Source organism: Paenibacillus sp. FSL R7-0204, from assembly GCF_038002225.1.
Lineage (GTDB): Bacteria > Bacillota > Bacilli > Paenibacillales > Paenibacillaceae > Paenibacillus_AQ.
This window is the reverse complement of the sequence record NZ_JBBOCA010000002.1, coordinates 60,099-83,809: the sequence shown is the minus strand read 5'-3', so window position 1 is coordinate 83,809 and position 23,711 is coordinate 60,099. Positions and strand designations below refer to the sequence as shown.

Sequence of the window (23,711 nt, the reverse complement as noted above, 5' to 3'; positions counted from 1 at the left end):
GGCACCCCGGACGGGTGTCTTTTTGTATGCAGGTATCATTTCGCTGCGAAATAATCATTTTCTCATAATAGTGCATAATCGGAGGTGATATGAGCAAATGATTGTTTCAGCACTAATTCGGCTTCTGCTATGCTCAGGGTGCCAGCAAACCTAAATCGGGAGGCCGAATTAATGAAAAGAATTGTTGCAAAGGTAACCAGTATGACCCTGTTGTTCACTCTTACACTCACTCTGCTATTCAGCGGGTGGGGGACTGCAGTAGTACATGCTGCGGGGCTTACGGTAACAGGCAGTGGAGGCGGAAATGAAGCTGCCTACGTGGAGTGGTCACCTGTCAGTAATGCATCGGGATATAAGGTATTCATCAAAGCGGCAAGCGCCGCAGATTCCCAGTATCAGCAGCTTCATAATGAACTGATCCGCAAATATGCTTCCTACTGGAGAGCAGATGCCGTAGGCCTTGCGGCCGGAAGCTATGTTATGAAGGTGGAAGCTGTGCTGTCAGGCGGGGGAACGGCGAGTGCAGTGACGGGTACGCTGGCCGCTGCACCGTATGACCGGTCAGGGTTTGCTTTTTCCACAGCTTCACCTTACGGTACAGGCTCGGGTGCTTATGCTGACAACGGAACACTTAAGAGCGGCGCACAGGTGCTGTATATCACCTCCCAGAACGCTCAGACCGTAACGCTTCCCGTAGTGGTCAGCAGCTCGGGTACCGTGCAGACGGGAGTAGGTCTTGGTGGTATTCTTACTCTTCGGCAAAAAGGCTATGACACCACACCGCTCGCCATCCGGCTGATCGGGAAAGTGACGGCCGCAGACCTGAGCGGACAGCTCAATAGCAGTGGTTACTTGGAGGTAAAGGGGAAAAGTAACTATACCCAAATGAACCTGACAATCGAAGGGATCGGCAATGATGCCTATGCCTATGGCTGGGGGCTGCTGCTCAGATATGCAGGGAATGCAGAGGTTAGGAATCTCGGCCTGATGCTGTTCCCGGATGATGGCATTTCTATGGATACAGGCAACGCGAATGTATGGGTGCATAATAACGATATTTTCTACGGATCTGCAGGTAGTGATGCCGACCAGGCCAAGGGCGACGGTTCCACCGACCTCAAGAAAGGCTCTACCTATATCACCATTTCGTACAACCACTACTTCGATTCCGGCAAAGCGGCTCTGGTCGGACTTAGCGAATCTGCAGAGTTCTTCGTCACCTTCCACCACAACTGGTTCGATCATTCCGACTCGCGTCACCCGCGGATCAGAGTGGCTTCGGTGCATGTGTATAATAATTTCTATGACGGCGTATCCAAATATGGTGTGGGCGTAACTACCGGCGCTTCGGCCTTCGTGGAAGGAAATGTGTTCAGGAATACCAAGAACCCGATGCTAAGCTCCCTGCAAGGCACAGATGCTCTGGGCGAAGGCACGTTCTCCGGGGAGAATGGCGGGATGATCAAAGCCTACAACAACAGTATTACGGGTGCGTCCAGCCTTATCTATGCGAACTCCAACAGCGGAACGGCTCCGGCAAACGCAGCTTCTCACGATGCTTACCTGGCCTCATCGAGAAGCGAAGCCGTTCCCGGCTCGTACAAAGCACTTGTCGGCGGAACAGCATATAACAACTTCGATACGCTGGTGGATACAGGTGTCAGCGTAGTAGCTGTCGATAACGTAAGCGCAGTACAACAGAAGGTTACCGCAGGAGCGGGGCGTCAGGGCGGCGGGGACTTCAATTGGACATTCAATAACGCTGTGGACGACGCATCCTATGCCCTCAATGTGCCGTTAATGTCGGCCATCCGCAGCTACACCTCAGGACTGGTGTCTGTAGGAGGCAACGCTAACCCGGGAGGCCCATCGCCGACTCCATCGGTGACGCCTGTGCCAACGGTAACTCCGATGCCGACAGCGACTCCGGTGCCGACAACAACTCCCGCGCCGACAGCAGCGCCAACGTCAACGCCTGCTCCTGGAGCAGCGGCTCACAATTTTACAGCGTCAGGAACATCGAGTAGCTTTTTCACCATTCAGGGCAATCTCTCCACCAGCAAGGGAACGGTGCTCTATAGCGGCCTGACCTTAACTCAGTGTCTGAAAATCGAGAGCGCCACCCGCATCCAGTTCACCACAGCCAAGGCCTCAACGCTAACACTGGTGTTTGGCTCCGAGGGGACCAAAATCAAAGTCGATGGGACAAGCTATCCCATAACGAACGGTGTGGCCACTATCTCCCTTGCGGCGGGCGCGCATACGATTTCGAAGGATACGACTGCTAATTTGTATTATTTGATGGTGGAATAATATAACTCCTAACTCCATTATCGCTTGGTGATGGCGTCACTGGAAGTGATAGATTGTGTCATGATTCATGAACTGTACCATATTCACCACATGAATCATGACCGTTCTTTCTGGCGGCGTATCGGTAGTATAATGCTGGATCAGGAATAGGATACTTGAACACCGTATTGTGTGAAAAAGTGAGTGACTGCATCCATGTCCATCCGGTGATCGAACAAGTGCTCAGGATAATAGATGCCTGGAGCCATAGGCTCATCCGTAGACATCATCAGCAGTAAATTTTCGGCCTGTACCGCAGCGCCAAGCGCAGTCATATGGGTCTGACCGAGTGGATCGGAGACCGTCATCCTGCGTTCCACTACGTTACCCTTCGCATCCATGCCTTTCAATAGAATCACCAGGTGATGAGCGCTCCCGGTTCCCGGATTGTACAATATTTTCCGTCTGAAAGGCTTGAATCGATCCCCGCTAATCATCTTCCATATTCCGGTTTTGACCAGTCCTGCGAGTGCATAAGTGGAAACCTTATGATCGAAGGAGATGCGAAAGCTGGCAGAATCGATATGATGGGTACGGGGCAAGGTGACATGATCAGGAGTATCCAGTCTGTAACAGTGCGTCGCGTATCCATTTGGAAACTGTATTTTAACCGGGTCCGTCATGGGATAGACAAGCCGGCTCGTATTGGATTGAGTGATATGAAAAGGAATGCTCATCCGGTCCATGAAGGCTGCTGAATCCGGGCCGGCCTTATCCCGCAGGGAGTACAAGGCATGGATGTTAACTTCAACGTTCTGAAGCGATTTCGAGAGCATCATTGCAAACAGGGAGGCCGTTCCCGCCATCCATCCGGAAGAGAGAATCACGGGGGCATGAAGCTCTTCCTGATCTATTGTGCGGATTGCTTGCTGAAACACTTCTGTCCAGCGTGTGACATCAATGAGTGGAATTTTTCTTCGCACTGCTGCTACCAGTAGTCGGTCATCCAGATCGTTCACCGCACTAATGATTAAAGTTATATTTTCTCCTGCGTGAATCAGCGGATCGACTGCCTGGGTATCAACAACAACCGTGTGCACCCGGTCCGATGGGAAAGGGGCTGCTTTGCCAGCAGAACGACCGCCCAGCACTAACTCCAGATCAGGGTGCCTGTCATGCAAAATGCGGGCAATCTGTACCCCTACAGCACCATAGCCTCCAGCGATGAGAACCTTTTTTCTATTCATTTGTTAACCTCCGTTTATAGGTTTATGTACTTATATGTTTAAACAATTGAACATAATAGTGTGAAGAAAAGGAATGCAGTTCACCAGCGCGGCGTGCGCTAGCTCTGACATTCCACTTCTACGAGATGAACGAGCTGTTTGAGCAATTCAATAGCATCGTTGAACTCCAGTTTGTAATACATCTCAGTCCCTTTTTTCTGAACCGACAGCAGCCCGGATTGGCGCAATATTTTCAGGTGATGAGAGACTGTAGGGCGTGACATGGGAACATGCTCTGCAATCTGCGATACGTTCATGCTGTCTCGGTCAATGAGCAGCGATATGATTCGCTGGCGAACAGGATCTCCCAGACCTTGAAGATAAGGGCTTAGATTCTCGAAAATATCAATGACTTGTTGATTACCTATCGACTCGCTCATGGCTCACTCCGTTATAATGTTTAATTGTTTAAACGTATTATAGCCTTACATGCCACCAAAATCAAATTTAATATTCATGCCATATGAAAATAGCTGTTCCGCTTGTACAATAATCTTCATATCAATCGTTCTCTTTACTATCAACCAAATCAATAATTTCCCGTATATCCTGAATATTTAAAGCCTCTGCAATTCTAATGATATGGCTAAAATTAATACTTTCTCGTTTTCCATTGGCCAGTTCGCTTAATGCAGCATGGCGGACATGCGATAGTCTAGACAACTCCCGCATCGAAATCTTATGCTTTTTAGCTAAATCAGCTATGTTTACCACTATTCTTTTTCCCATAGTAATCCCTCACTCATCCTGAATATTTTATTGACTTTACGTATAAGCGTATCGTATAATTGCCTTGTATTCGGTACGCTTATGCGTAAAATGAGCATTTTCAGTTCGAATTTTTTTTGTATATTAGAAAGGAGGCCCCAATGCCGAATATTCTTGAATCGCTATATCATGGCAGTTTATTCCCCGGTGAAGATATGATCTCCAAAGACCCTCATTACCGCCCGCTAAACAAGCAGATTACTGAATATCTTGAGGCTTGGAGGCAGAAACTGTCCTCGGACGAGTTCGAGGAACTGGAGTCTTTATTGGAACTGTATTCCCAAGTGCAGGGAATGGATATGACGGCTGCATTTGTGTCCGGGTTCAAGGCCGGAACGATGATGATGATTGAAGTGCTGGCCGATGAGCACCATGTTTAAATGATAACGACCTATCGAAAGACCTCACTCTTCCATCTCCCCATACCTTCCCACCGCCATCTCCGCCGACTTCAGCATACGCTGCTTCAGCTGCTCGCCCTGGGTGATTTTCACCCGCAGGCCGAGGAAGCGGATGCGGGAGAGCAGGAACTCGCTGTCGTCCCTCATGTAGTGGACGGTGATGTGGTAGATTCCGGTAGCTTCATCGAAGGCCACTGACTTATCGAAGCAGGAGAAGGTGGACAAGATCCGCGACAGCTCGGCATTGTAGACAGGAATGACCTGAATGCAGGTGGATTCCTTCAGACCGTCTAGTAAGCGGGCGATCCGGGCCTTAAGGCCGTTGATCCGGTGGGCGGGGATGGGAGCGGGATCGGCAGACACAATGTTCCGCAGCTTCGTGGACATGAGCGAGCGCTGCCGGGTGCTATACCACTGTAAGTACCACTCCCGCTTATACATATTGTACTCCAGCTTGTGAGGGAAGCCGGACGAGTCGGTCCGTTCCCCGCCATGCTTGATCGCATATGTGAGCTGAATTCCCTGATTCTCCATGATGATGCGGCGCAGGGGGCGGAGCAGCGGATGATAGACCTGGCGCTCCTTGCTGCGGGCCTTCTCGATGATGATCTCTCCTACTTCAATAGAAGCTTCAGGCTCCAGCAGGGAATTCAGTTTACGTAAGGTTTCTGTTGAAAAAGCTTCAGCCGCCGCCGGATGCCCCAGCATCGTCTTCAGCCAGGAACGCTCCTGTGAGGTTAACGCCAGGGAGCCGGCCTCTTCCAGGCGGGAGATGATCTGGAAGTTGAATATTTTCTCAAAGGGATTCATAGTAGCTCTTAATCTCCTTCCATTCCTCCATGAACTGCTTGCGTAGCCAGCGGGGCTCCAGAATCTCGCAGCTGGAGCCGAAGCTCCGCAGCCACGGCTTGATCTCAAAGATCTCATTCACCGTAATCTCGTACAGGAAGGTCGTATCGGACTCCTCCGTAATGGTTCCCCACTGCCCCTGCGCCTCGACCCGCTCGCGGATGAAGTTGGCACCGGACCGGCTGGGGTTATAGAACCGGACGGCGACCTTCACCGCACGGTTGGTATCTGTTACCCAGCTATACTCCAACTGAGCCTCTAATTGCTGAAGTCTCTGCGCAAACTCCTCTTCTTCTACAGGCTCGCCCTCTTCAACCTGGGTCAGGCCATCCATCCGTAATTTCTTAATCCCGGTCCGGCTGTGATAGCCGATCAGATACCAGCGCCCATACTGATGATCGTAGACGACACGCAGCGGAAGCAGACTGTCCGTAATCCCTGCCGATTCCCGCTCGAAGAGGGGATTGGTGTTCTGGGAGGTGTAGTTCATGCCTTTTTTGGGCGACAGGTAGAGGAATTTGATTCTCCGCCGCTGCTGGATCGCCCCATGGATCGAATAGAGATGCGCCTCATCCAGAATCCGTGAATGGTAATGATATTTGTACCGGTGGGTCTCCGTGGCTTCGGGAAGAATGCCCCGTAACCGCAGCGCCTTTTTCAAGGTGTCACGCAGGAGGTAACCCTGGACAGACGGAATCTGCGTATTGGCAATGACATCTGCATAATCGAACAGGTCGAGTAGCTCGTCATCCGTAAGCTGGTCCAGCAGTTCGTTGGCTGCCTTGTACCGGTAGGGACGCTTGTCATTTACCCTTACAATTACGCCGACCTCCTCCAGGTATTTCAGGTCTCCCCGGATGGTCTTCTCGTCCGGCAGCGGCGAATCGGCGGGCATCTGGTCACAACAGCCGTCATGCAGTTCCTTGGCCGTCAGTTCTTCGCTCTGAAGTGCGGTTAACAGCAGCGTCAGCCGGATACTCTCCGTCTCCTTGAGCGATTTCGCCCGGAACAGGAACAGGAGCAGCGGATCGGCCGATTCATAGTAATTGTAGCGGAGCCATTCAGATAGCTCGGTGCCCTGTTCTGTAGTCAGATCCTGCTGCAGGACGGTCACCATCTCCTTGAGATTGCGCAGCGTTTTGTCATAGGTATGTACGGAAATGCCGAGCCGCTCGGCGAATTGCTGCCTGCTGTAAGCTCCCCCGGCTAGTGACAGCATACGGAGAAACTGGATTTCTTTATCGAAGCTTTCCTTGGCCATATGTATACCTCCAGCCTGTAGCGCATTCATGAGTTGTAATAGTTAATACCTCTATTAAGCACCAGAGTTGCATGAAATGGAAGATTTTTGTCTGCCGCCATACTTTCACCCTGTTCCTTCTTGGCAAAATGAGGGAAGATAAGGCCAGCGAAGCCGACTTGGAACGGAGGGATGGCATGAACCCTATCAATACACTCATTCATGAGCAATTGAAGCAGATTGAACAAGAGGAGCAAGTGACGATCCTCTATGCCTGTGAGTCCGGCAGCCGTGCGTGGGGATTCCCCTCACAGGACAGCGATTATGATGTGCGGTTCATTTATCTGCATAAGCCGGAGTGGTATTTATCGATCTTTGACCAGCGGGATGTCATAGAGCGTCCCATTAACAATATGCTGGATATTAGCGGCTGGGATCTGCGCAAAGCGCTGAAGCTGTTCCGTAAATCCAACCCGCCGCTGCTGGAGTGGCTGCAATCTCCAATACAGTATGCTGAGAAATTCAGTGTAGCGGAGCAGCTTAGGGGGATCTCACCGTATACCTTTTCGCCGAAATCCTGTATGTACCATTACTTGAACATGGCCAAGGGCAACTACCGGGATTACCTTCAAGGGGCGCAGGTCAAGAGCAAAAAGTATTTCTACGTGCTGCGACCGGTGCTGGCCTGTGAGTGGATTCACCGGTACGGGGAGATGCCGCCGATGGCATTCGAAGTGCTGGTAGACCGGCTGATTCCAAGGGACGGGGAGTTGTGGCAGGCTGTGCAGCAATTGCTGACCCGGAAGAAATCGGGTGAGGAGCTGGACCTGGAGCCGCGGCTAAGTGCGATTAACGAGTATCTGGAGGAGCAGCTGCAAGAGCTGGAGAAGACAGCGACGGCATACCTGAGTGCTAAGACGGATAATCGGGACGGGCAGCTTGATGCCCTGTTCCGGGATGCCTTGCGGGAAGTATGGGGGTTGAATTTAAATTTAAACTAAAAGTGAAAAGGATCGAAGGGGAATTTTGGAACTGTAGGAGCGATAGCGACCACCTTTATGGTTGGATTTCTACCGCCATTGGCGGTCTAAATCAGGAAATCCAACCATAACAGCGGCCGGAAGTCCAAAACTTCACCGAAGTGACGACTAAGCTTTAAGTTAGGTTTTGCTGATAATGAACGACCGACAGGAGGAACACAATCATGGCAATTGTACAACTGAGATCAACGAACCCGCAGCTGAGCTTCATCATCCGCAAGAATCCGCAGAGCGGCATGCAGCTGCGCCCGGTCCGCCAGGGGATCGCTTACGGCTGGTATTCGGATGAGGCCACCTATAATGTGTATTTTAAGGACGCTGATAATGAAATCTCCTATAAAAAGAACGAAGGGGAGAGCTTCGAATATCTCAATGTCTCCCGTTACAACACCCCGCTATTCCCGCTGAATGCGGTGAATGAGTTCTTCTCTACTCCGTTCAAGGCGCGGGATGAGCGGGATGCGGAGGGGTATGAGCACTCTTTTACCATCCAGATGATTCATGCCCAGCGGTTGCATTACATCCGGTTCTTCGAGCAGCATCTGAAGGATTATACGTTCACCCTGGAGCACCAGGCACATAAGAGCTATTCCCTGACCATTACTACGCAGCTAAGCTTATACCACCTCCTGCATGTGGTAAGTGTGCTGTCCTTATTCTTATCGATCTTCGGGGATGAGTATATCGATATTTCGGACCGGATTCTGGACAAATATATCCGCAGTCTGAACGTGATGGACGCCCCTTTCTATATCCGCAGCCTGTTCGCCCGGAATCTCCTGAAGACCCGGGAGCAGTTCAAACGGTACAAGACGGCTGTCGAGCAAACGGATCTGTACCCGATCGGTCTGGAATATGGCAGTACGGCGATGCAGCGGCGGACGTTCATCTCGGGTGTGCTTCCGTTTGATAAGCCCATTCTGGATATCGGCTGCGGGGAAGGCTTCTACGCCATTCCGTATGCCGGGAAGATCGAGGGCGCTTATTATGCGGTCGACATCAACGAGGAGCTGCTGGAGGTCGTGAACCGCAAGGCAAAGGCTAAAGAGCTCGACAACCTCGTCACCTTCCGCTCGCTGGAGCATTTCCTGGAGTTGTACAACGGAGAGCAGGTGGATGTCATACTAACCGAGGTTGTGGAGCATATGAGCGAATTGGAAGCGGCTGCGCTGATCCGGCAGATCATCCGCCATGTTGATTTCGGGCAGCTAATTGTGACCACGCCGAATGCCGATTTCAATCTTTACTATGAGCTGGAAGGCTTCCGGCATGAGGATCACAAGTGGGAAAAAGGCCAGGCGGCGTTCCAGGAATGGCTGGCGCTCACACTGCAAGGGATGGGCGTAGAAGCCGAATTCTCGCTCGTAGGTGACCGGGTGGGCGACATTCGTACTTCGCAGAGCGCAATTGTGCGCAGACAGGAGGGTTAGGACATGGACATTCAGACGAAGGTACACACGATATTCATGCTGGTGGGCGCGACGGAGTGCGGGAAGTCTACTTTTGCCAAAGAAGTGCTGATCCCGCAGCTCAGGCTTGAGGACAGCACTACAGGTCTGCGCACGAATGTGCAGTACCTCTCCTCTGACCTGATCCGTCAGGAGCTCTTGGGCTATGACTACGATAAATATGACCAGGTCATGCTGGAGGCCAGCTCGCATACGTTCGCATTGTTGTTCGAGCGGCTGAAGCGGGTCACCTCCTGGCCGATTAATGCGGAGTTTGTCATTATGGATACGGTAGGTCTCGCCGAGGATTATCGCAGCAAGGTGCGGGCGATTGCCCAGGAGAACCAGTATAATCTGGAGGTCATTTTGTTCGATTACCGCAAACGGGAGGATTATTATGCCTCGGAGCGCTCGAAGAAGCTGATTTCTAATCACCTGAACCGGCTGCGCCGGGAGGTGCTGCCAGTGCTGTCCCGCGAGGGATACCACGGTATTCATAAGGTGCGGGCCAAGGATTTTCTGCTGGAAGGTACTGATGATTCGGAGGAAAAGCGGCCGAACCCGGATTACCGGGTGCACATTCAGGACTGGGAGGCGTATGCCGCTGCGGTGCTTCCGCAGGAGCAGGAATACATTGTGGTCGGGGACGTACACGAGTGTGTTCAAGAGCTGCAAGGGCTGCTGCGCAGCTACGGCTACCGGATTGAAGAAGGGAAGCTAAGCGCTACGGATAAGCTGAAGAATACACGGATCATCCTGGCGGGCGACTGGATCGATAAGGGCAAGCAGACCCGGGAGATCATACAGTTCCTGTATGATAATCAGGAGCATTTCCTGTTCGTAATGGGTAACCATGAGAATTTCGTCTACAAATACCTGCGAGGGGAGATTAAGGGGACCGAGCCGGAACTGCTGAGAACCTATTTCGATTCCACTCAGGTGTTACAGGAAGATGAGGAGCTGTTCCGTCAATTCTCCGTGCTGGTGGAGCGCGCGAAGCCTTTTTACCGCTATATCGGGAATCGGGGGCCTTCCTTCTATGTGACTCATGCCCCTTGCCGCAATAAGTATGTCGGGAAGCTGGATACGAATTCGCTGCGCCATCAGCGCAACTTCCGGCTGGACCGTGAATCTGCTTACGAGCAGCAGCTTGAATTCCTGAAGGAGGAGGCGGAGGGGAACCATCCGTTCCACCTGTTCGGACATATTGCCGCGAGGCAGACGTTCCGTATTAAGAACAAGCTTCATCTCGACACAGGAGCGGTGCATGGGAACGGACTAACTTCTGTCCATATAACCTTCAAGCCGTTCTATAAAAGCCATAGATCCCGGCAGCAGCTATTGCCGGAAGAATTGCCGGTTCTCTTCCGCGAAGTGAGCACGGTCTCTGTGGAGGAGCTGGATGCGGAGTCCATGCGCAGACTGCACTATTCCTCGCAGAATAAGGTTAACTTCATCTCCGGGACGATGTCGCCAGCGGATAAGGATGAAGTAGCAGGCGAGCTGGAGTCACTGCGCAAGGGGCTGGATTATTTTGCCGGACGCGGGGTGTCTGAGGTGGTCCTTCAGCCTAAATATATGGGATCGCGCTGCACGGTGTATCTGTACCGGGACGTAGAGCATTGCTATGCGGTTAGCCGTAACGGTTATAAGGTCAAAGCTGTCGATCTGACGCCGGTTTACGAAGGGCTGCTGGAGCGGTTCGGAACGTATATGGCGGAGCAAGACATCCGTGTGCTACTGCTGGACGGGGAGCTTCTGCCCTGGAAGGCGCTGGGAGAAGGGTTGATTGAACGCCAGTTTCAACCGATTGGGCGGGCACTGGAGAACGAGCTCGCGTTCCTGAGAGCGCACGGGTTCGAAGAATCGCTCGGTGAGTTGATCCGGGAATATGAAGCCAGCGGGTTCGAGCAGGACCAGCATCATCTGACCAAAGAGGCGCTTAGCACCAGCTACGGCGCTCATGTGTACCAGACGTATAAGCATGTCCGCAGCATCCGGGATGCCTATGTGGGGCTTGACCAGCGGGACGAAGCGTACCGGGTGTATAAGCAGCAGTTGGAGCTGTATGCCGGGGATGCGGAGCTTGCGTATAAGCCGTTTGCCATCTTGAAGGAAGTGCTGGAGAGCGGGGAGGATCGGGTGCCTGAGGGGATCACCTCGGAGCAATACCGTTTCCTGAATGACGATGAGATCCTGGTGCTGGACCTGCAGGAGCCGGAGGCTTACAGCCGGGCCGAGGAATATTTCGCTGCCGTTACCGTTGAGCGACAGATGGAGGGGATTGTGATCAAGCCGGAGCAAGAGCAACCGGGAGTGGTCCCTTACCTGAAGGTCCGCAATCCGGGGTACCTGTCGATCATCTATGGCTACGACTACAGATTTCCGCACAAGTATGGCAAGCTGATGAAGCAGAAGAACATCGTGCCCAAACTGCGGATGTCTCTTGCCGAGTACCGGTTGGGTAAGCAGCTGCTAGAGATTAAGCTGGAGGAGATTTCGGCTGACAACAGTGCCTATAAGCAGATTTCCGCGAACCTGTTGTTCGAGGTGACGAAGGAGAAGGAGATCGATCCGAGGTTATAAAAGATAGTCAGGCAGGCTGCCGGGAAGCTCCCGGCAGTCTTGTTCGCGTACCTGTTTAGCCGCAGAAGGAGCTAAAATGAAACAAAACGCCAGATTCCTGCAAGAAAACGCAGATTGATGGTCAAGACGCTTTTAGGATAATAACATGGGTGTTGAGAGGAGGCAGTGCCAGTTGGAGATTAGATTTGAAGCAGACACCGGCATGAACCGGGGATGGGCTAAGGTCGTTACGCATCCGGCGGAGCAGGAGCAATGGAAGAATCTTGAGGCAGCCTTTCAAGCAGCAGAGAAGCGGATCATAGTGATCAATGCCAGCAATAACCGCCAGGTCTCCCTGGAGACAAGCAAGATTGCGGTAATTGAAGCGGAAGACCGGATGTGCAGTGTGCGGCTCATTACCGGAGAGATGTATCTGCTCAATACAAGGCTGAAGTTCGCGATGGAAGCGCTGGATACGCCCGGTTTCATCAAAATCAACAACCAGACCATCATCAATACCCGCTATATCAAAGAATTCTCGGCAACCGCTAATGCGCGGGTGGAAGTCCTGCTGACGAATGATAGTTCTTATACTGTCAGCCGCTACTATATCAATCATTTCAGGAGGAGTTATCATGGCTAATCAGCTCAAGCAAGCATTCTTTCAGGTATTTACCCTTACGTCACTCTGGGTCACGCTGCTGTTAACGGTGTTCTTCAGGGATCAGCCAGTGGAGATGCTGTATCTGTGGCGTCTGGCGGGCATCGCCGCCATCGCTGCTGTGCTATTCGGCGTCATGTACAATGTGCTGTGGAATCACTTCACGCTGAAGCCGCTGTGGAATATTCTTATTGGATCGATTTTCAGTATTGCAGGCGGAATGGGCATGGTGTGGTTGTTCTCTGTCGAGATGTTCGATTCCATCAGTGCCTGGTGGCCAGGAATGCTGCTGTTATCCGTGATTCTGCATACGGTTGCGTTCTACTTCTATGCCCGAGCGAACAGCAGGAAGTCCGCAGAAGAGCTGAATAAGATTTTGAAGTAGCATGATATGAAAAGAAGGAGAGCGCCCGCCGGGTCAGCTCTCCTTCTTCGTATATACTCTATGCCGTTCCTTGAACCGGCTTGAAGTTACCCCATCACAACCAATACATCGTTCTCTGCTGCCATCCGGGACACAGGAATCAGGTTGCCTTCGATCTCCTCGCCGTTGATGACGATGCGGGAGACTCCTTTCTGAACGCCGTTCTTGTTCTCGACCTGGATGCTCAGCTTCTTCCCGCGGAATTCGCGCACCATGGAGAAGCCGGTCCAGTCCGAAGGGACACACGGGTCCAGACGGAGGCCGTCCTTCTGCGGCTGAACGCCCATAATGCCCTCTGCCAGCGAGACCATAACAGTGGAGGCTGTTCCTGTCAGCCAGTGCACATGGGCCCGCCCCTGATAAGGGCTGTCCTTGGATTCCACGAACTGGCCGTGAACGTAAGGCTCCAGCTTGCGGACCTCCGCATTGTCGTTCATGGTGGCCGGGCTGCAGTTCAGGAAATACTCGAACGCGCGTTCACCGTTGCCGATCACTGTCTCCGCCAGGATAAGCCAGCCCTGCGGCTGACTGAAGATGCCGCCGTTCTCCTTCGTTGAGGCATTGAACAAGGCCATCAGTGCTACCGGCAAGCCGTATTTGCGGAATGGCGGGTAGAACAGCATCGTACCGTAATCAGTCCGCAGATTGTCATAGACCTTGTCCATGGCGAGCTTGGCCTGTTCCGGGCGGGCTGCGCCGCTGAGCACCGCCCAGCTCTGCGGATTGAGCCAGATTCGGCCCTCATCGTTCTCCCACGAGCCGATGATATAGTTGTCCTCGGTGAAGCCGCGGACGAACTGATCGTTCTCCCAGGCATACTGCTGGATATTGCCGTCCAGCTCCTCCAGCAGGCCCTGTGCCCACGCCGTATCCTCCGGCTTGTTCTTGTTCTCCGCGATGCCCATGAATACCTTGAAGCCCATATACAACTGGAAGGCCACGAACAGTGATTCACCCTTGGCGCCAAGCCGCAGGCAATCGTTCCAGTCGGCATGGAGGCCGACCGGCATCCCGTGTGCGCCCATCCGGTCGAGACTGAATTGAAGTGCCTGCCGCAGGTGCTCATATACCGTAGCTTCGCCGTGATCCGAATAAGGAATGACCTCATCGGTGAAGTCCCAGTTGCCGCTTTCATTTAAGTATTTGATTACCGTCGGGAACAGCCACAGGGCATCGTCGGCCCGGTAGTGTGGATGACCGGTCTCCCGCACATACTCAGGGTCGTCTGGTGTTCCCTCATGGCCCGGGTTATGGTCGAATTTCACCAGCGGCAGCCCGCCGCCGTTGGATACCTGGGCAGAGATCATCAGCCGCAGGCGTTCGAGGGCCATCTCATGGTCCAGATGGATAATGCCCTGGATGTCCTGCACCGTATCCCGGTAGCCGAGCCCGTTGCGCAGGCCGGAGTACTGGAAGGAGGCAGCTCGCGACCAGATGAAGGTAATGAAGCACTGGTAAGCATTCCAGGTGTTGATCATATGGTTCAGGTTGCTGCTTGGAGTCTGGACCTGGAAGCGGTTAAGCTTGCTGTGCCAGAAGGTCTTCAGTTCTTCAAGCTCCCGGTCTACCACGGACAAATCCTGATAGTGGCTAAGAATGCCTGAAGCTCCCTCTTCATCATATTGCCCCAGCAGGAAGGCAATTTCCTTCTCTTCTCCCGGCTGCAGCTCCACATTCATCTGCAGGGCACCGCAGGCATTGGCATTGTAGTTCAGCGAGTTCGAGCATTGCCCGTTCTCCACGGAGAGCGGATTCCCGTAGCTGCGGTAATCTCCAAGGAACGTATCGCGGTCCCCGTCATAACCGGCCACCTCTGCTCCGGCCGCGCCGAAGAATCTCCAGGTTTGCTCTCCCGCGATGTTTTCATTGATGACTTGAAGAATTTTATCGTGCTTGAAGTAGGTCCGGGAAATAAATAGCGTGTATTGCAGGTTCACGGTATCTTGCTCATAGTTGTTGTCATTGGTGAATTCGGCGAAGCCGAAGAGGGCCAGCTTGCGAGCCGCAGTGCCGTCATTGCGGATCTTCATACGCCATACTTCATAGGTCTTGTTCAGCGGTACGTAGTATAAGGACTCGGTATGAATGTTGTCATAATCTGAGACGATGTTCGTGTAACCGGTTCCATGATGGCAGACGGACTTGTATCGCTCCAGATCCTTCCCTACCGGCTGCCAGGAGCCGGACCAATAATCCCCGTTCTCCAGGTCTTTGACATAAATGTAGCGCCCAGGTTCGTCCTTGGAGTTGAAGTGATAGCGGATATGCCGTCCGTTGGCCCCGGATTTCACGAAGCTGTAGCCCCCGGCGTTACCTGAGATAATCGCACCGTATTCCGGCGAGCCGAGATAGTTGGCCCAAGGAGCAGGCGTATTCGGCTTCGTAATCAGGTACTCTTTGTTCTTGTCGTCAAAATGACCGTATTGCATAACCATTCCTCCTCATGATAGATGGCAGGCAGGGCTGTGAACGCGCGTTCATAAATGACCGAAGAATCCCGCCCAATTCCATTATAAGACAGTTGTGGTCTTACAATATACCCTATATTTGAGAAAAAAACAAACAGTAGAGTCTTTTTATAGCAGTTTCCTATATTTGAATGGGCTCATGGCCTTGTTAAGATCAAAAGGAAGGTCTATGTGAGTGCAGAAGGATGGCTGGAGGTATAAGGAGGAGTGCACGATGAGTGTAAAGCAATGGTCTGAAGATACGATATCCTACGATTTAAATGGTGAATGGACTATCCGGAGAGCAGAGCCCGAGGAGTGGGGAGTATATTGCTCCGTCTATTATAACATGGAGTATAACGGCTTTTTTAGAGAAGAAGTTTATGCGAATCCGCGCAGGAATGCCTTTTGGATATACAAGGGGGAGAGTAGAATCGGCGGAGTCCGGATGTCACCGAATGTGATCTACCATCTCTTTGTAATCCCTCCGTTTAACGATTCACTCGGAATATTGAAGCAGCTTAAAAAGTTGTTGATTCAGTGGTCTGACCGGAAGGAACCGATACGGACCTATGAGGTTCTGCCGGATCAGGTTCAGCTATACGCACGGGCAGGCTTCTGGCCGGATGAATTCAGATGCCGCTGGATGCAGCGGCCTACAGAAGAATTCCACATTAAATGGGAGGATGATCTGAGAATTGAGAGTCCAGAAGTGGAGGGAACTGAGGACGGAGGCAAACGGTTCATCCTTGCAGAAGAGATTGCCCGCTGTGATTTTGAGAGCTTTAGAGGCGGCTTAGATGCGACCCGGCGGAAGCAAACTGTTGTGAAAGATTTCCTGCCTACTGATCCTAATTACTCTAATGAAAAATTAACACAGGCCTCCACACTGGTATTTGATAAGGCCACGGGACAGCTCATTGCCAACTGCCGGCTGTGTCTGCAGGATCATGTGGCGGCAGTCTATAGCATTGGCGTTAATCCCGCTTATCGTGGGAGAAGACTGGCTACACGTATGCTGAAAAGAGCCCTTACCACTCTGAAGGGGACTTATCCGCTGCTGAGATTGTATGTAATGGAGGGAAATGATGCGGAATCTGTGTACTATAATCTCGGGTTTAAGCCCGGGGTGCAGGAGGTTCAGAAGATGGTTATCCCGGTGAATTAACGGAAATAAGCGATCCACAGGATCAACCAGGGCACCCTTAGGGTGTCTTTTTTCAACTTTTCAAATGAACCGCAACACAAGGTTGGGAGAAGATTCGCAATTGTGCAATGATATTTGTCACAAAAAAGGGGGTTTGTAGAGTTAATGTAGAGGACTGTCGGATAGTATTAGAAACTAAGAGATTATTATACACAACCTGTCGGTATCCCGTTAGTACGATTTGGTGAACGCCTGCATAGGAAGGGAGGAATTTACAGGTAACAGGCAAGCGGTCTATGAACAATAGGAAGTGTCGGCTGATCCCATAAAAGTCCCATTAGATGAGGAGTACAAAAAAAGATGACAACATCGAAGAAAAGGAATAAAAGATGGTCACGCACTCTGGCCGCCTCTTTATCAATTGCGCTGGTCACCGCCAACTTTGCGGTGCTTGGTCCCGTGGCCCATGCGGCTGTAGCGGAGAATGAAGGCTCGGAACAAATTTTCACTTCGGAGAAGTACCGGAGTTTCACCAAAGACGGCAGCAATGCTGTAAACTTAACCTTCCCTGAGCTCTTTATCACCGCAGGTCCGGGTGAAATGATGACAGGGGCTACGGTTGTAATCAACGGATATAAGTCAGGTGACAAAATTACGTTCGCAACGGCGGATACGGGAATTACAGCTGCCTACGGCCCGGGAGACGGTGTCTATATATTAAAAGGCGTAGCTTCAACTGCAGATTATCAGAGCGTATTGGAAAATGCCGAATTCACTATGACATCACCAGGAGAGCGCAGTCTGACCTTCGGCCTTGGTCCTGTCCCGGCCTTTAATAAAAACGGCCATTTCTATGAGTATGTGTCGGAAACCAGCATCAAGTGGCCGAAAGCCAAGGCGGATGCCGAGAAGAAGAGTTATTATGGACGTCAAGGGTATCTGGTGACGATTACTGACCCGGATGAGAACGCTTTTATTGTCGATAAGACTCCGGTAATTGGCTGGATTGGCGGGAAAGACGTAGCCCGGGCGGTAGACGGGAACGGAAAGGCCACCCAAAATGTCTCTACCTTGCAGAGCATTGGAAAATATAACGGCTACGGCGATTGGCGCTGGGTAACCGGACCGGAAGGAATGGTGCAATACGAAGGCAAATCCGGCCTTCCTTTCTATAAGGGGTATAACATTAATGGAAAAAATAATGATACTGCCACAGTTCCCAATGTTACCGATGCAACTTACGGCACTATGTACGCTAACTGGGCTACGGGAGAACCCAATGACGCCACGTTCGAGCATGTGGTCCATATTTATTCTAGCGGTCAATATAAAAGTAAATGGAATGATTATGCAATCGACAACAAAGTAGATGCCTACCTTGTTGAATACGGCGGCATGCCAGGCGATTCTACCACAAGCATTAACACAACAATTACACTGGTGGATAAAACCCCGCTGAAGCAGGACAACGACGCAGCAGCAGAATATCTCAGCGAGACTCCGCCAATCTATACTCAGGCGTCTCTGACCGTTCTTCAAAAGGCAGTGGATGCGGCGGAAGTTGTCCTTAAAGATGACCATGCTTCCCCGGAGGAGATTGAAGCTGCCCGCAAGGGTCTGGAGGATGCGATTGCCGGATTGGTTAAGCAGCCGCCAGTGGCTGATAGCGCAAGCTATACCGAGGGCAGCAACAATCAGGTATCCATTAAGTTCGACAAGCCGGTTAAGTTCAATGAAGGCGATGCCGACCCTACGGATGACTTCAGAGTGACACTGGACGGAAAAGTGGTGGATCTTACGAATGCTGTAGTATCCGACCAAGATCCTAGTGTCATTATTCTGACCCTGGCCAGCCCGCTGGTTAATGACCCTGTGGTTAGAATCGAATATGATGCCGCAGAGTCGGCAATCCAGGCTCAGACACCGGGGAAGGAGCCAGTGTCCGACTTTACACTCATTGCGAACGGACCGTTTGGTGATTCCTTGGAAATTGAAACGCCTGCTAAGGGAACAGAGGTATATGGAGCAGACTTCCCGCTCCCGGTAACCGGACAAGCTGCACTGGACTCGGTGGTTACGGCTGCTGTGTATAAAGTGGATGTCCACCCGAATGCGCATCTGTTCGACCTTGAGGTAGGGATTACGGTAACCGATGATGTCTATAAATGGGACACCAAGCTGCCGGGTCCGCTGGCACCGGGCTCCTACCATGTGGCGGTGACTTCGACCAAGACATTCGGCGATGAAGTAAGAACAGAAACGAAGCTGGTGCCGTTCACGGTACCGCAGCTGGAATTGACCCATGTGGCGGTAAACGAAGGCCAGCCGGATCACGCGGTACTGACTTTCAACCAACCTGTTGGTTCTGCGTTGACCGATGCTGACTTCACCGGGCTTACCGTCGATGGACGGAAAGTGATTGCTGTGAAGTCCGTACAGGGCGATAAAGTAGAAGTCGTTCTGGAGGAAGCGCTCGGTCCAGATGATGCGCTGATCGTAGGGTACGATCCCGCTGCCGGTAATGTTACGGCTGAAGGCAACGTTCTGAACGAATTGAAGCCGATCCAGGCCGGCGAGCAGTCAGGCATCACGAAGAATAACAATGTGATTCCGCTTCAGCTCGTTGCTGCTTATCCCGAAGCGGGGCAGCTCAAGCTGGTGTTTAATAAGCCGATCAACGATCTGACCGATCTGGCCGGATTCACTTACGGCGGCGTGCCGCTTCAGGCACCTTTTGAGATTAACGGCAATGAACTTATCGTTTCAATTCCCGCAGATCATAACGGCGGCATGCTCAGCTACGATCCGGAGCTTGGCAATGTAACGGAGAACGGCAACAAGAATAACCCGCTTACAGGATTGCAGCCGGGCATTGACCTAGGCGGGGATAGCAAATATATCGCAGACGGCGGCAAGCTGCCGGAGAACGGTCTGGGATTAACGGCAGGGGATAAGCCGGTATCGCTGAGTCCAGCCTTCCAGCCGGATGTACCAAGCGGCTATCAGGCGACCGTGCCTAATGAGACGGGTACTATTGCGCTGAATCTTGCTCCGGCAGGAGACAACGATACGCTGCGCAAGGTTAGCTTGAACGGTGTAGAGGTTCCTGACGGAGACTGGAGCAAGCTGCCGCTTCAGGAAGGGCTGAACATCATCCAGGTAGATATTGTGGATGCGAAGCGTCCGGGCGTTAAGCTGGGGCAATACCAGATTCAGGTTATCCGCGCAAGCGGGAAGCTCGTATCGCTTGATCCTTCGAGCGGCACACTGCAGCCTGAGTTCAAGCCTGAAACTACCAAGTACGACGTCACTGTAAGCAACAGTGTATATGAAATATCCCTTAAGCCGTTTACTCTGGACCCTGGAGCCACGGTAACGCTTAGCATTGCCGGTGAAGCACCAGTACAGGTGAAGGGCGGCGAATGGAGCTCGGCTCTTTTGCTGAAGGTTGGGAAGAATGAGGTTGTGGTAACCGTCAAGGATTCTGCAGGCGGAACGAACACCTACACCGTAACTATCACCAGACAAGAGCCTGCTCCATCAGGCGGAGGTTCTGCTCCGGCTCCAGCAGCGCCTGAAACATCCAAGACCGAAGTGATTCAGGTGGATGTGGCCATCGGCGGAGCCAATGCAGCTGGCATCACGAAAGTGCCGGTACAGCGCACCACTCAGAGCAATGGCATGATCACCGATCTGGTCCGCTTCACCAAGGATAAGGCCGAAGAAGCGGTGAAGAAGGCAAAGGAGACGGGACAAAGCATTGCCCGTGTAGTCATCCCGGATGCGGCGGACAATGTCAGCGAAGTGAATGTCCAGATCCCGGCGGAGACCGCCAAATTGCTGAAAGAGAACGGAATTGTACTGGAAATCTATACGGAGAACGCGATTGTGCGTGTTCCGAATGAATCGCTGGAAGGCATCGGACAAGACTTCTATTTCCGGCTGGTGCCGGTGAGAAGTGTAACAGAGCGGAGTGAAATCGAGAAGAGAGCCACGCTCGAAGCTGTGGTCCGTGAAGTGGCCAAGGACAACAAAATCGAAGTGGTCGCCAGACCGATGACCATCGAGACGAACCTGTCCAGCCGGGCGGTAACCCTGATCCTGCCGTTAAGAGATGTGAAGCTGCCTGCGAATGAAGCGGCGCGTAATGCATTCCTGGCACAGCTCGGTATTTTCATTGAACATACCGACGGCACGAAAGAGGTTGTCAAAGGCAAAGCGGTTACCTATAAAGAGGGACTGCTTGGACTGGAATTCTCGGTAAGCAAATTCAGTACCTTTACGATTATCAACTTCAATAATCAGTCGCCTGCTACGCATGTATCCTATATCGTTGGCTTCCCGGATGGCGAATTCAAGCCGGACGACCGGGTAACACGCTCGCAGATGGCACTCATGCTTGCCCGGAATCTGGGCTATGATGCTAGTGCGCCTGTAGGCACTCTTCCCTTCCCGGATGTGGCTGTCCGTCATTATGCGGCAGCAGCCATTGCCTTCGTGAATGCACAGGGCGTAATGAAGGGTGATCCGGCCGGGAAATTCCGGGGGAATGCACCGATTACGAGAGCAGAGATGGCCGCTGCTGCTGCCAACTACCTGAAGCTTGCAGTACCGGCTGACGGAAAATCGAGCTTCAACGATACAACTGGACATTGGGCACAAGGTGTCATTGAAGCCAATGTGAAGGCGGGCTTGCTCAAGGGCTACCCGGACGGCAGCTTCAAGCCGAATGCTTATCTGACCCGTGCGGAAGCTGTAGTCATTGTTAATCAGATGTTTGACCGCGGCCCGCTCCATGGAGCAGATGCGGTGAAATTCCCGGATGTCTCCAAGAATCATTGGGCCTACCTGGATATCCAGGAGGCTGTCATCGACCATCAGTACCGGATCGACAGTGAACAGAAGGAACAACGGGTTACAGAATAAATGGATAGGGGTTGGAGGAGAGATCATTCTCCTCCAACCCCTAAATCATTAAATTTGAAGTATAATGGTTATAATACCGTACCGATTTCCAGTTGCGAAGGAGATCCGAATGAGAGCAATCCTGATTGACGATGAAGAATTGGCACTAAAGGCTTTGGAACGCCAATTGCATGCGCTTGGGTGTTTTGAGATTATCGGCAAATATACCGATCCGTTGCAAGGACAGCAAAAGGTGGAGGAGACCGAGACCGATATTGTGTTTCTCGATATCCATTTACCGGAGCTGAGCGGGATTGAGCTGGCGGAGAGGCTGCTGGAACGCAGACCCGATCTGCAGGTTGTATTCGTAACGGCATATGATAAGTATGCGATCAAGGCTTTTGAGCTGAATGCCCTGGACTATTTGCTTAAGCCGATTCATATAGACCGTCTGAAGCTTACAGTTCGGAGATTGAATGCTCAGCAGAAGAAGCCTGGCTTGGCAGCCCGGGCAGCGTCAGCGCAGACAAGCTGGAAGATGCTGATGCTTGATGCCTTCAGGATCTACGAAGGGAGTCAGGAGCTTCCGTCACTGCAATGGAGAACGGCGAAGGCGCAGGAAATCTTCTTTTATCTGCTGCATCATCGCGGCAAAGTGGTCAGTAAAGCGACTCTGATTGAGCTGCTGTGGGCTGATTTTGATCTGAATAGGGCCTATCCGCAGTTATATACCGCTGTGTATCATATCCGCAAAATGCTGGAGCCCTTCAGCAGAGAACGGATTCTCCTGCAAAATACGGCGGACGGCTATCTGCTCAAGCTGGATGGCATCTGCCTGGACGTTGATGAGTTTGACCGCTTTATCCAAGCGGGGTTAGAGCTCTCGAATGACACACTGCCTGAATATGAACGAATCCTGAAGCTGTTCAAGAGCGAATATCTGGAGGGGTACGATTATGTGTGGGCGGAGCTTGAACGGCAGAGATTCCAATTGCAGTGGATTCGGCTCAAGCTGAATCTGGTCCGCTGGTATATGGGCATAGCAGAATATGAACAGGCCTTCAAGCATATTGAACAGGTCTGCACCCGCTATCCGTTAGAGGAGCAGGCGCAATTATTGTACATGCAAATATCGGATAGAATGGGCTTTCATTTTCTAGTGCAAAGACAATATGTCATGCTGGAAACGGCCATGGAAGCAGAGGTTGCGGAGAAGCCGAGCCGGGAGATTGTCACATGGTATAGGGATTGGGACAACAAGCGTCAAAAAGGGTGAATCCGTGGATTCATCCTTTTTGCCCTATCTAAATTATGATATATTTAATCTTGAATGAACTTGTTCTGCAAAGACCCGACGAAGGAGCACCCCATGACCCAATTTGTCTACAAGCAGATTATTGCTGATCTCAAAACGAAGATCTTTGCCGGGCAGTACGCCGATATGAAGCTGCCGGATGAGCGCAGTCTCAGCGAGGCGTATCAGGTTAGCCGCAGTACCATTAAGCGTGCGCTGATGAAGATGGAGAGCTCGGGCATTATTTTTAAGAAACGCGGCTCAGGCACCTTCATCAATCCGTTATACATAAAGAACGATTCGATCTTCAATTACGAGGGCTCTAATCTGGGGGTGTCGGATAACTTCCAGATGCACGGCAAGAAGCCGGAGATCAAGGTACTGACCTTCGAGGTCATCCGCCCCACGGAGGAGCTTCAGCGGGATTTGTTCCTGATGCCCCATGATTTCGTGTATAAGATCGTGCGTCTGCGCCTGTTTGAAGGTGCGCCCTTCATGATTGAGACGGGATATATTCCGATCAAAATTGTGCAAAATCTCGACCAGACGATTATCGGGGGGTCGATTTTTCATTATCTGGAGGAGTCGCGCAATCTGGCGGTGACCAAATCCTTTTTGTCTATTTTTGCCGAGCCTTCGCTGCCGAATGACCAGGAGCTGCTCCATCTGAAGGAGAATGAACCTGTTGGGATTATGGAGGGGATCTTCTTCCTGGATAACGGCACACCGTTTGAATTCTCGCATATGCGCTTCCATTATGAGTATCTGAAGTTCAATACGTTCGTGTCTGTGCATTGACGGATGAATGGCGTAAATAATATAACTGAAGCATAGCAGGCCGGGAGGAGCCCCGGTCTTTTTTTGTATAACAAATTAATCCATAATTATAAAAATAAACATTTTTTGTGCGTGATTTGCAGAGAATTTCATACTATGTTCAATAT

17 protein-coding genes and 1 pseudogene are annotated in these 23,711 nt (G+C 51.7%); 12 read left to right on the top strand and 6 right to left on the bottom strand.

The window, feature by feature from the left end; all coding sequences use genetic code 11:
* Window positions 1–171: 171 nt before the first annotated feature.
* Both MKX42_RS33245 and MKX42_RS33240 read left to right on the top strand, forming a co-directional pair.
* On the top strand, window positions 172–2,313 hold the full coding sequence (locus tag MKX42_RS33245; protein ID WP_340758028.1) for a pectate lyase family protein: 2,142 nt from the start codon (window positions 172–174) through the stop codon (window positions 2,311–2,313).
* A 15-nt stretch (window positions 2,314–2,328) separates the two neighbouring features.
* Window positions 2,329–2,463, top strand: a pseudogene (locus MKX42_RS33240) (M48 metallopeptidase family protein); the annotation flags it as partial.
* On the opposite strand, the gene MKX42_RS33235 reads toward MKX42_RS33240, so the two are convergent.
* The 3 genes from MKX42_RS33235 to MKX42_RS33225 form a co-directional block, all read right to left on the bottom strand.
* Entirely contained in the window at window positions 2,454–3,539 is a 1,086-nt protein-coding gene (locus tag MKX42_RS33235; RefSeq protein WP_340758027.1) for a saccharopine dehydrogenase, read from the bottom strand. The pseudogene MKX42_RS33240 and the gene MKX42_RS33235 overlap by 10 nt on opposite strands.
* Window positions 3,540–3,637: 98 nt before the next feature.
* Window positions 3,638–3,958, bottom strand: coding sequence for an ArsR/SmtB family transcription factor (locus tag MKX42_RS33230; protein WP_036691332.1), 321 nt, complete (start codon window positions 3,956–3,958; stop codon window positions 3,638–3,640).
* A gap of 121 nt (window positions 3,959–4,079) precedes the next feature.
* Entirely contained in the window at window positions 4,080–4,307 is a 228-nt protein-coding gene (locus MKX42_RS33225) for a helix-turn-helix domain-containing protein (protein ID WP_036726310.1), read from the bottom strand.
* Window positions 4,308–4,447: 140 nt separating this feature from the next.
* On the opposite strand from MKX42_RS33225, the gene MKX42_RS33220 reads away from it, so the two are divergent.
* A complete protein-coding gene (locus MKX42_RS33220) occupies window positions 4,448–4,726 on the top strand; it encodes a DUF6809 family protein (RefSeq protein ID WP_340758026.1) in 279 nt (92 codons plus the stop codon).
* Window positions 4,727–4,750: 24 nt separating this feature from the next.
* Here MKX42_RS33220 and MKX42_RS33215 read toward each other — a convergent pair whose 3' ends face one another.
* Both MKX42_RS33215 and MKX42_RS33210 read right to left on the bottom strand, forming a co-directional pair.
* A complete protein-coding gene (locus MKX42_RS33215; RefSeq protein ID WP_340758025.1) occupies window positions 4,751–5,557 on the bottom strand; it encodes a WYL domain-containing protein in 807 nt (268 codons plus the stop codon).
* Window positions 5,544–6,857 (bottom strand): helix-turn-helix transcriptional regulator, encoded by a 1,314-nt coding sequence (locus MKX42_RS33210; RefSeq protein ID WP_340758023.1) that lies wholly within the window; start codon window positions 6,855–6,857, stop codon window positions 5,544–5,546. Before MKX42_RS33210 ends, MKX42_RS33215 begins: the two co-directional genes overlap by 14 nt.
* A 176-nt stretch (window positions 6,858–7,033) precedes the next feature.
* Between MKX42_RS33210 and MKX42_RS33205 the strand changes: the two genes are divergently transcribed.
* From MKX42_RS33205 to MKX42_RS33185, 5 genes are all read left to right on the top strand, one after another.
* Window positions 7,034–7,837 (top strand): nucleotidyltransferase domain-containing protein, encoded by an 804-nt coding sequence (locus MKX42_RS33205; protein ID WP_340758021.1) that lies wholly within the window; start codon window positions 7,034–7,036, stop codon window positions 7,835–7,837.
* 203 nt (window positions 7,838–8,040) lie between these two features.
* Complete coding sequence (locus MKX42_RS33200; protein WP_340758019.1) at window positions 8,041–9,306, top strand: class I SAM-dependent methyltransferase; 1,266 nt, start codon at window positions 8,041–8,043, stop codon at window positions 9,304–9,306.
* 3 nt (window positions 9,307–9,309) lie between these two features.
* Entirely contained in the window at window positions 9,310–11,910 is a 2,601-nt protein-coding gene (locus MKX42_RS33195; RefSeq protein WP_340758018.1) for a metallophosphoesterase, read from the top strand.
* A gap of 172 nt (window positions 11,911–12,082) precedes the next feature.
* Window positions 12,083–12,532 carry a LytTR family DNA-binding domain-containing protein gene (locus MKX42_RS33190; RefSeq protein ID WP_340758017.1) on the top strand — a complete coding sequence of 150 codons (450 nt, stop codon included), beginning with the start codon at window positions 12,083–12,085 and terminating at the stop codon, window positions 12,530–12,532.
* Window positions 12,525–12,935, top strand: a complete 411-nt coding sequence (locus MKX42_RS33185; RefSeq protein ID WP_340758015.1) for a hypothetical protein — start codon at window positions 12,525–12,527, stop codon at window positions 12,933–12,935. The genes MKX42_RS33190 and MKX42_RS33185 overlap by 8 nt, the downstream gene beginning before the upstream one ends.
* Window positions 12,936–13,021: 86 nt before the next feature.
* On the opposite strand, the gene MKX42_RS33180 is transcribed toward MKX42_RS33185, so the two are convergent.
* Window positions 13,022–15,403, bottom strand: a complete 2,382-nt coding sequence (locus MKX42_RS33180; RefSeq protein ID WP_340758014.1) for a GH36-type glycosyl hydrolase domain-containing protein — start codon at window positions 15,401–15,403, stop codon at window positions 13,022–13,024.
* Window positions 15,404–15,656: 253 nt separating this feature from the next.
* On the opposite strand from MKX42_RS33180, the gene MKX42_RS33175 reads away from it, so the two are divergent.
* From MKX42_RS33175 to MKX42_RS33160, 4 genes are all read left to right on the top strand, one after another.
* On the top strand, window positions 15,657–16,589 hold the full coding sequence (locus MKX42_RS33175) for a GNAT family N-acetyltransferase (protein WP_340758013.1): 933 nt from the start codon (window positions 15,657–15,659) through the stop codon (window positions 16,587–16,589).
* 339 nt (window positions 16,590–16,928) lie between these two features.
* The gene (locus tag MKX42_RS33170) at window positions 16,929–21,494 is read left to right on the top strand and encodes an S-layer homology domain-containing protein (protein WP_340758011.1); all 4,566 of its coding nucleotides are present in this window, start codon (window positions 16,929–16,931) and stop codon (window positions 21,492–21,494) included.
* 109 nt (window positions 21,495–21,603) lie between these two features.
* On the top strand, window positions 21,604–22,749 hold the full coding sequence (locus tag MKX42_RS33165; protein ID WP_340758009.1) for a response regulator: 1,146 nt from the start codon (window positions 21,604–21,606) through the stop codon (window positions 22,747–22,749).
* A 93-nt stretch (window positions 22,750–22,842) separates the two neighbouring features.
* A complete protein-coding gene (locus MKX42_RS33160) occupies window positions 22,843–23,565 on the top strand; it encodes a GntR family transcriptional regulator (RefSeq protein ID WP_340758008.1) in 723 nt (240 codons plus the stop codon).
* Window positions 23,566–23,711 lie beyond the last annotated feature (146 nt).

Coding starts and splice junctions, on each gene's coding strand:
- MKX42_RS33230 (WP_036691332.1), bottom strand. CDS start 3,958: ATGAGCGAGTCGATAGGTAATCAACAAGTCATTGATATTTTCGAGAAT.
- MKX42_RS33205 (WP_340758021.1), top strand. CDS start 7,034: ATGAACCCTATCAATACACTCATTCATGAGCAATTGAAGCAGATTGAA.
- MKX42_RS33195 (WP_340758018.1), top strand. CDS start 9,310: ATGGACATTCAGACGAAGGTACACACGATATTCATGCTGGTGGGCGCG.
- MKX42_RS33225 (WP_036726310.1), bottom strand. CDS start 4,307: ATGGGAAAAAGAATAGTGGTAAACATAGCTGATTTAGCTAAAAAGCAT.
- MKX42_RS33210 (WP_340758023.1), bottom strand. CDS start 6,857: ATGGCCAAGGAAAGCTTCGATAAAGAAATCCAGTTTCTCCGTATGCTG.
- MKX42_RS33180 (WP_340758014.1), bottom strand. CDS start 15,403: ATGCAATACGGTCATTTTGACGACAAGAACAAAGAGTACCTGATTACG.
- MKX42_RS33175 (WP_340758013.1), top strand. CDS start 15,657: ATGAGTGTAAAGCAATGGTCTGAAGATACGATATCCTACGATTTAAAT.
- MKX42_RS33200 (WP_340758019.1), top strand. CDS start 8,041: ATGGCAATTGTACAACTGAGATCAACGAACCCGCAGCTGAGCTTCATC.
- MKX42_RS33170 (WP_340758011.1), top strand. CDS start 16,929: ATGACAACATCGAAGAAAAGGAATAAAAGATGGTCACGCACTCTGGCC.
- MKX42_RS33235 (WP_340758027.1), bottom strand. CDS start 3,539: ATGAATAGAAAAAAGGTTCTCATCGCTGGAGGCTATGGTGCTGTAGGG.
- MKX42_RS33245 (WP_340758028.1), top strand. CDS start 172: ATGAAAAGAATTGTTGCAAAGGTAACCAGTATGACCCTGTTGTTCACT.
- MKX42_RS33165 (WP_340758009.1), top strand. CDS start 21,604: ATGAGAGCAATCCTGATTGACGATGAAGAATTGGCACTAAAGGCTTTG.
- MKX42_RS33160 (WP_340758008.1), top strand. CDS start 22,843: ATGACCCAATTTGTCTACAAGCAGATTATTGCTGATCTCAAAACGAAG.
- MKX42_RS33185 (WP_340758015.1), top strand. CDS start 12,525: ATGGCTAATCAGCTCAAGCAAGCATTCTTTCAGGTATTTACCCTTACG.
- MKX42_RS33220 (WP_340758026.1), top strand. CDS start 4,448: ATGCCGAATATTCTTGAATCGCTATATCATGGCAGTTTATTCCCCGGT.
- MKX42_RS33215 (WP_340758025.1), bottom strand. CDS start 5,557: ATGAATCCCTTTGAGAAAATATTCAACTTCCAGATCATCTCCCGCCTG.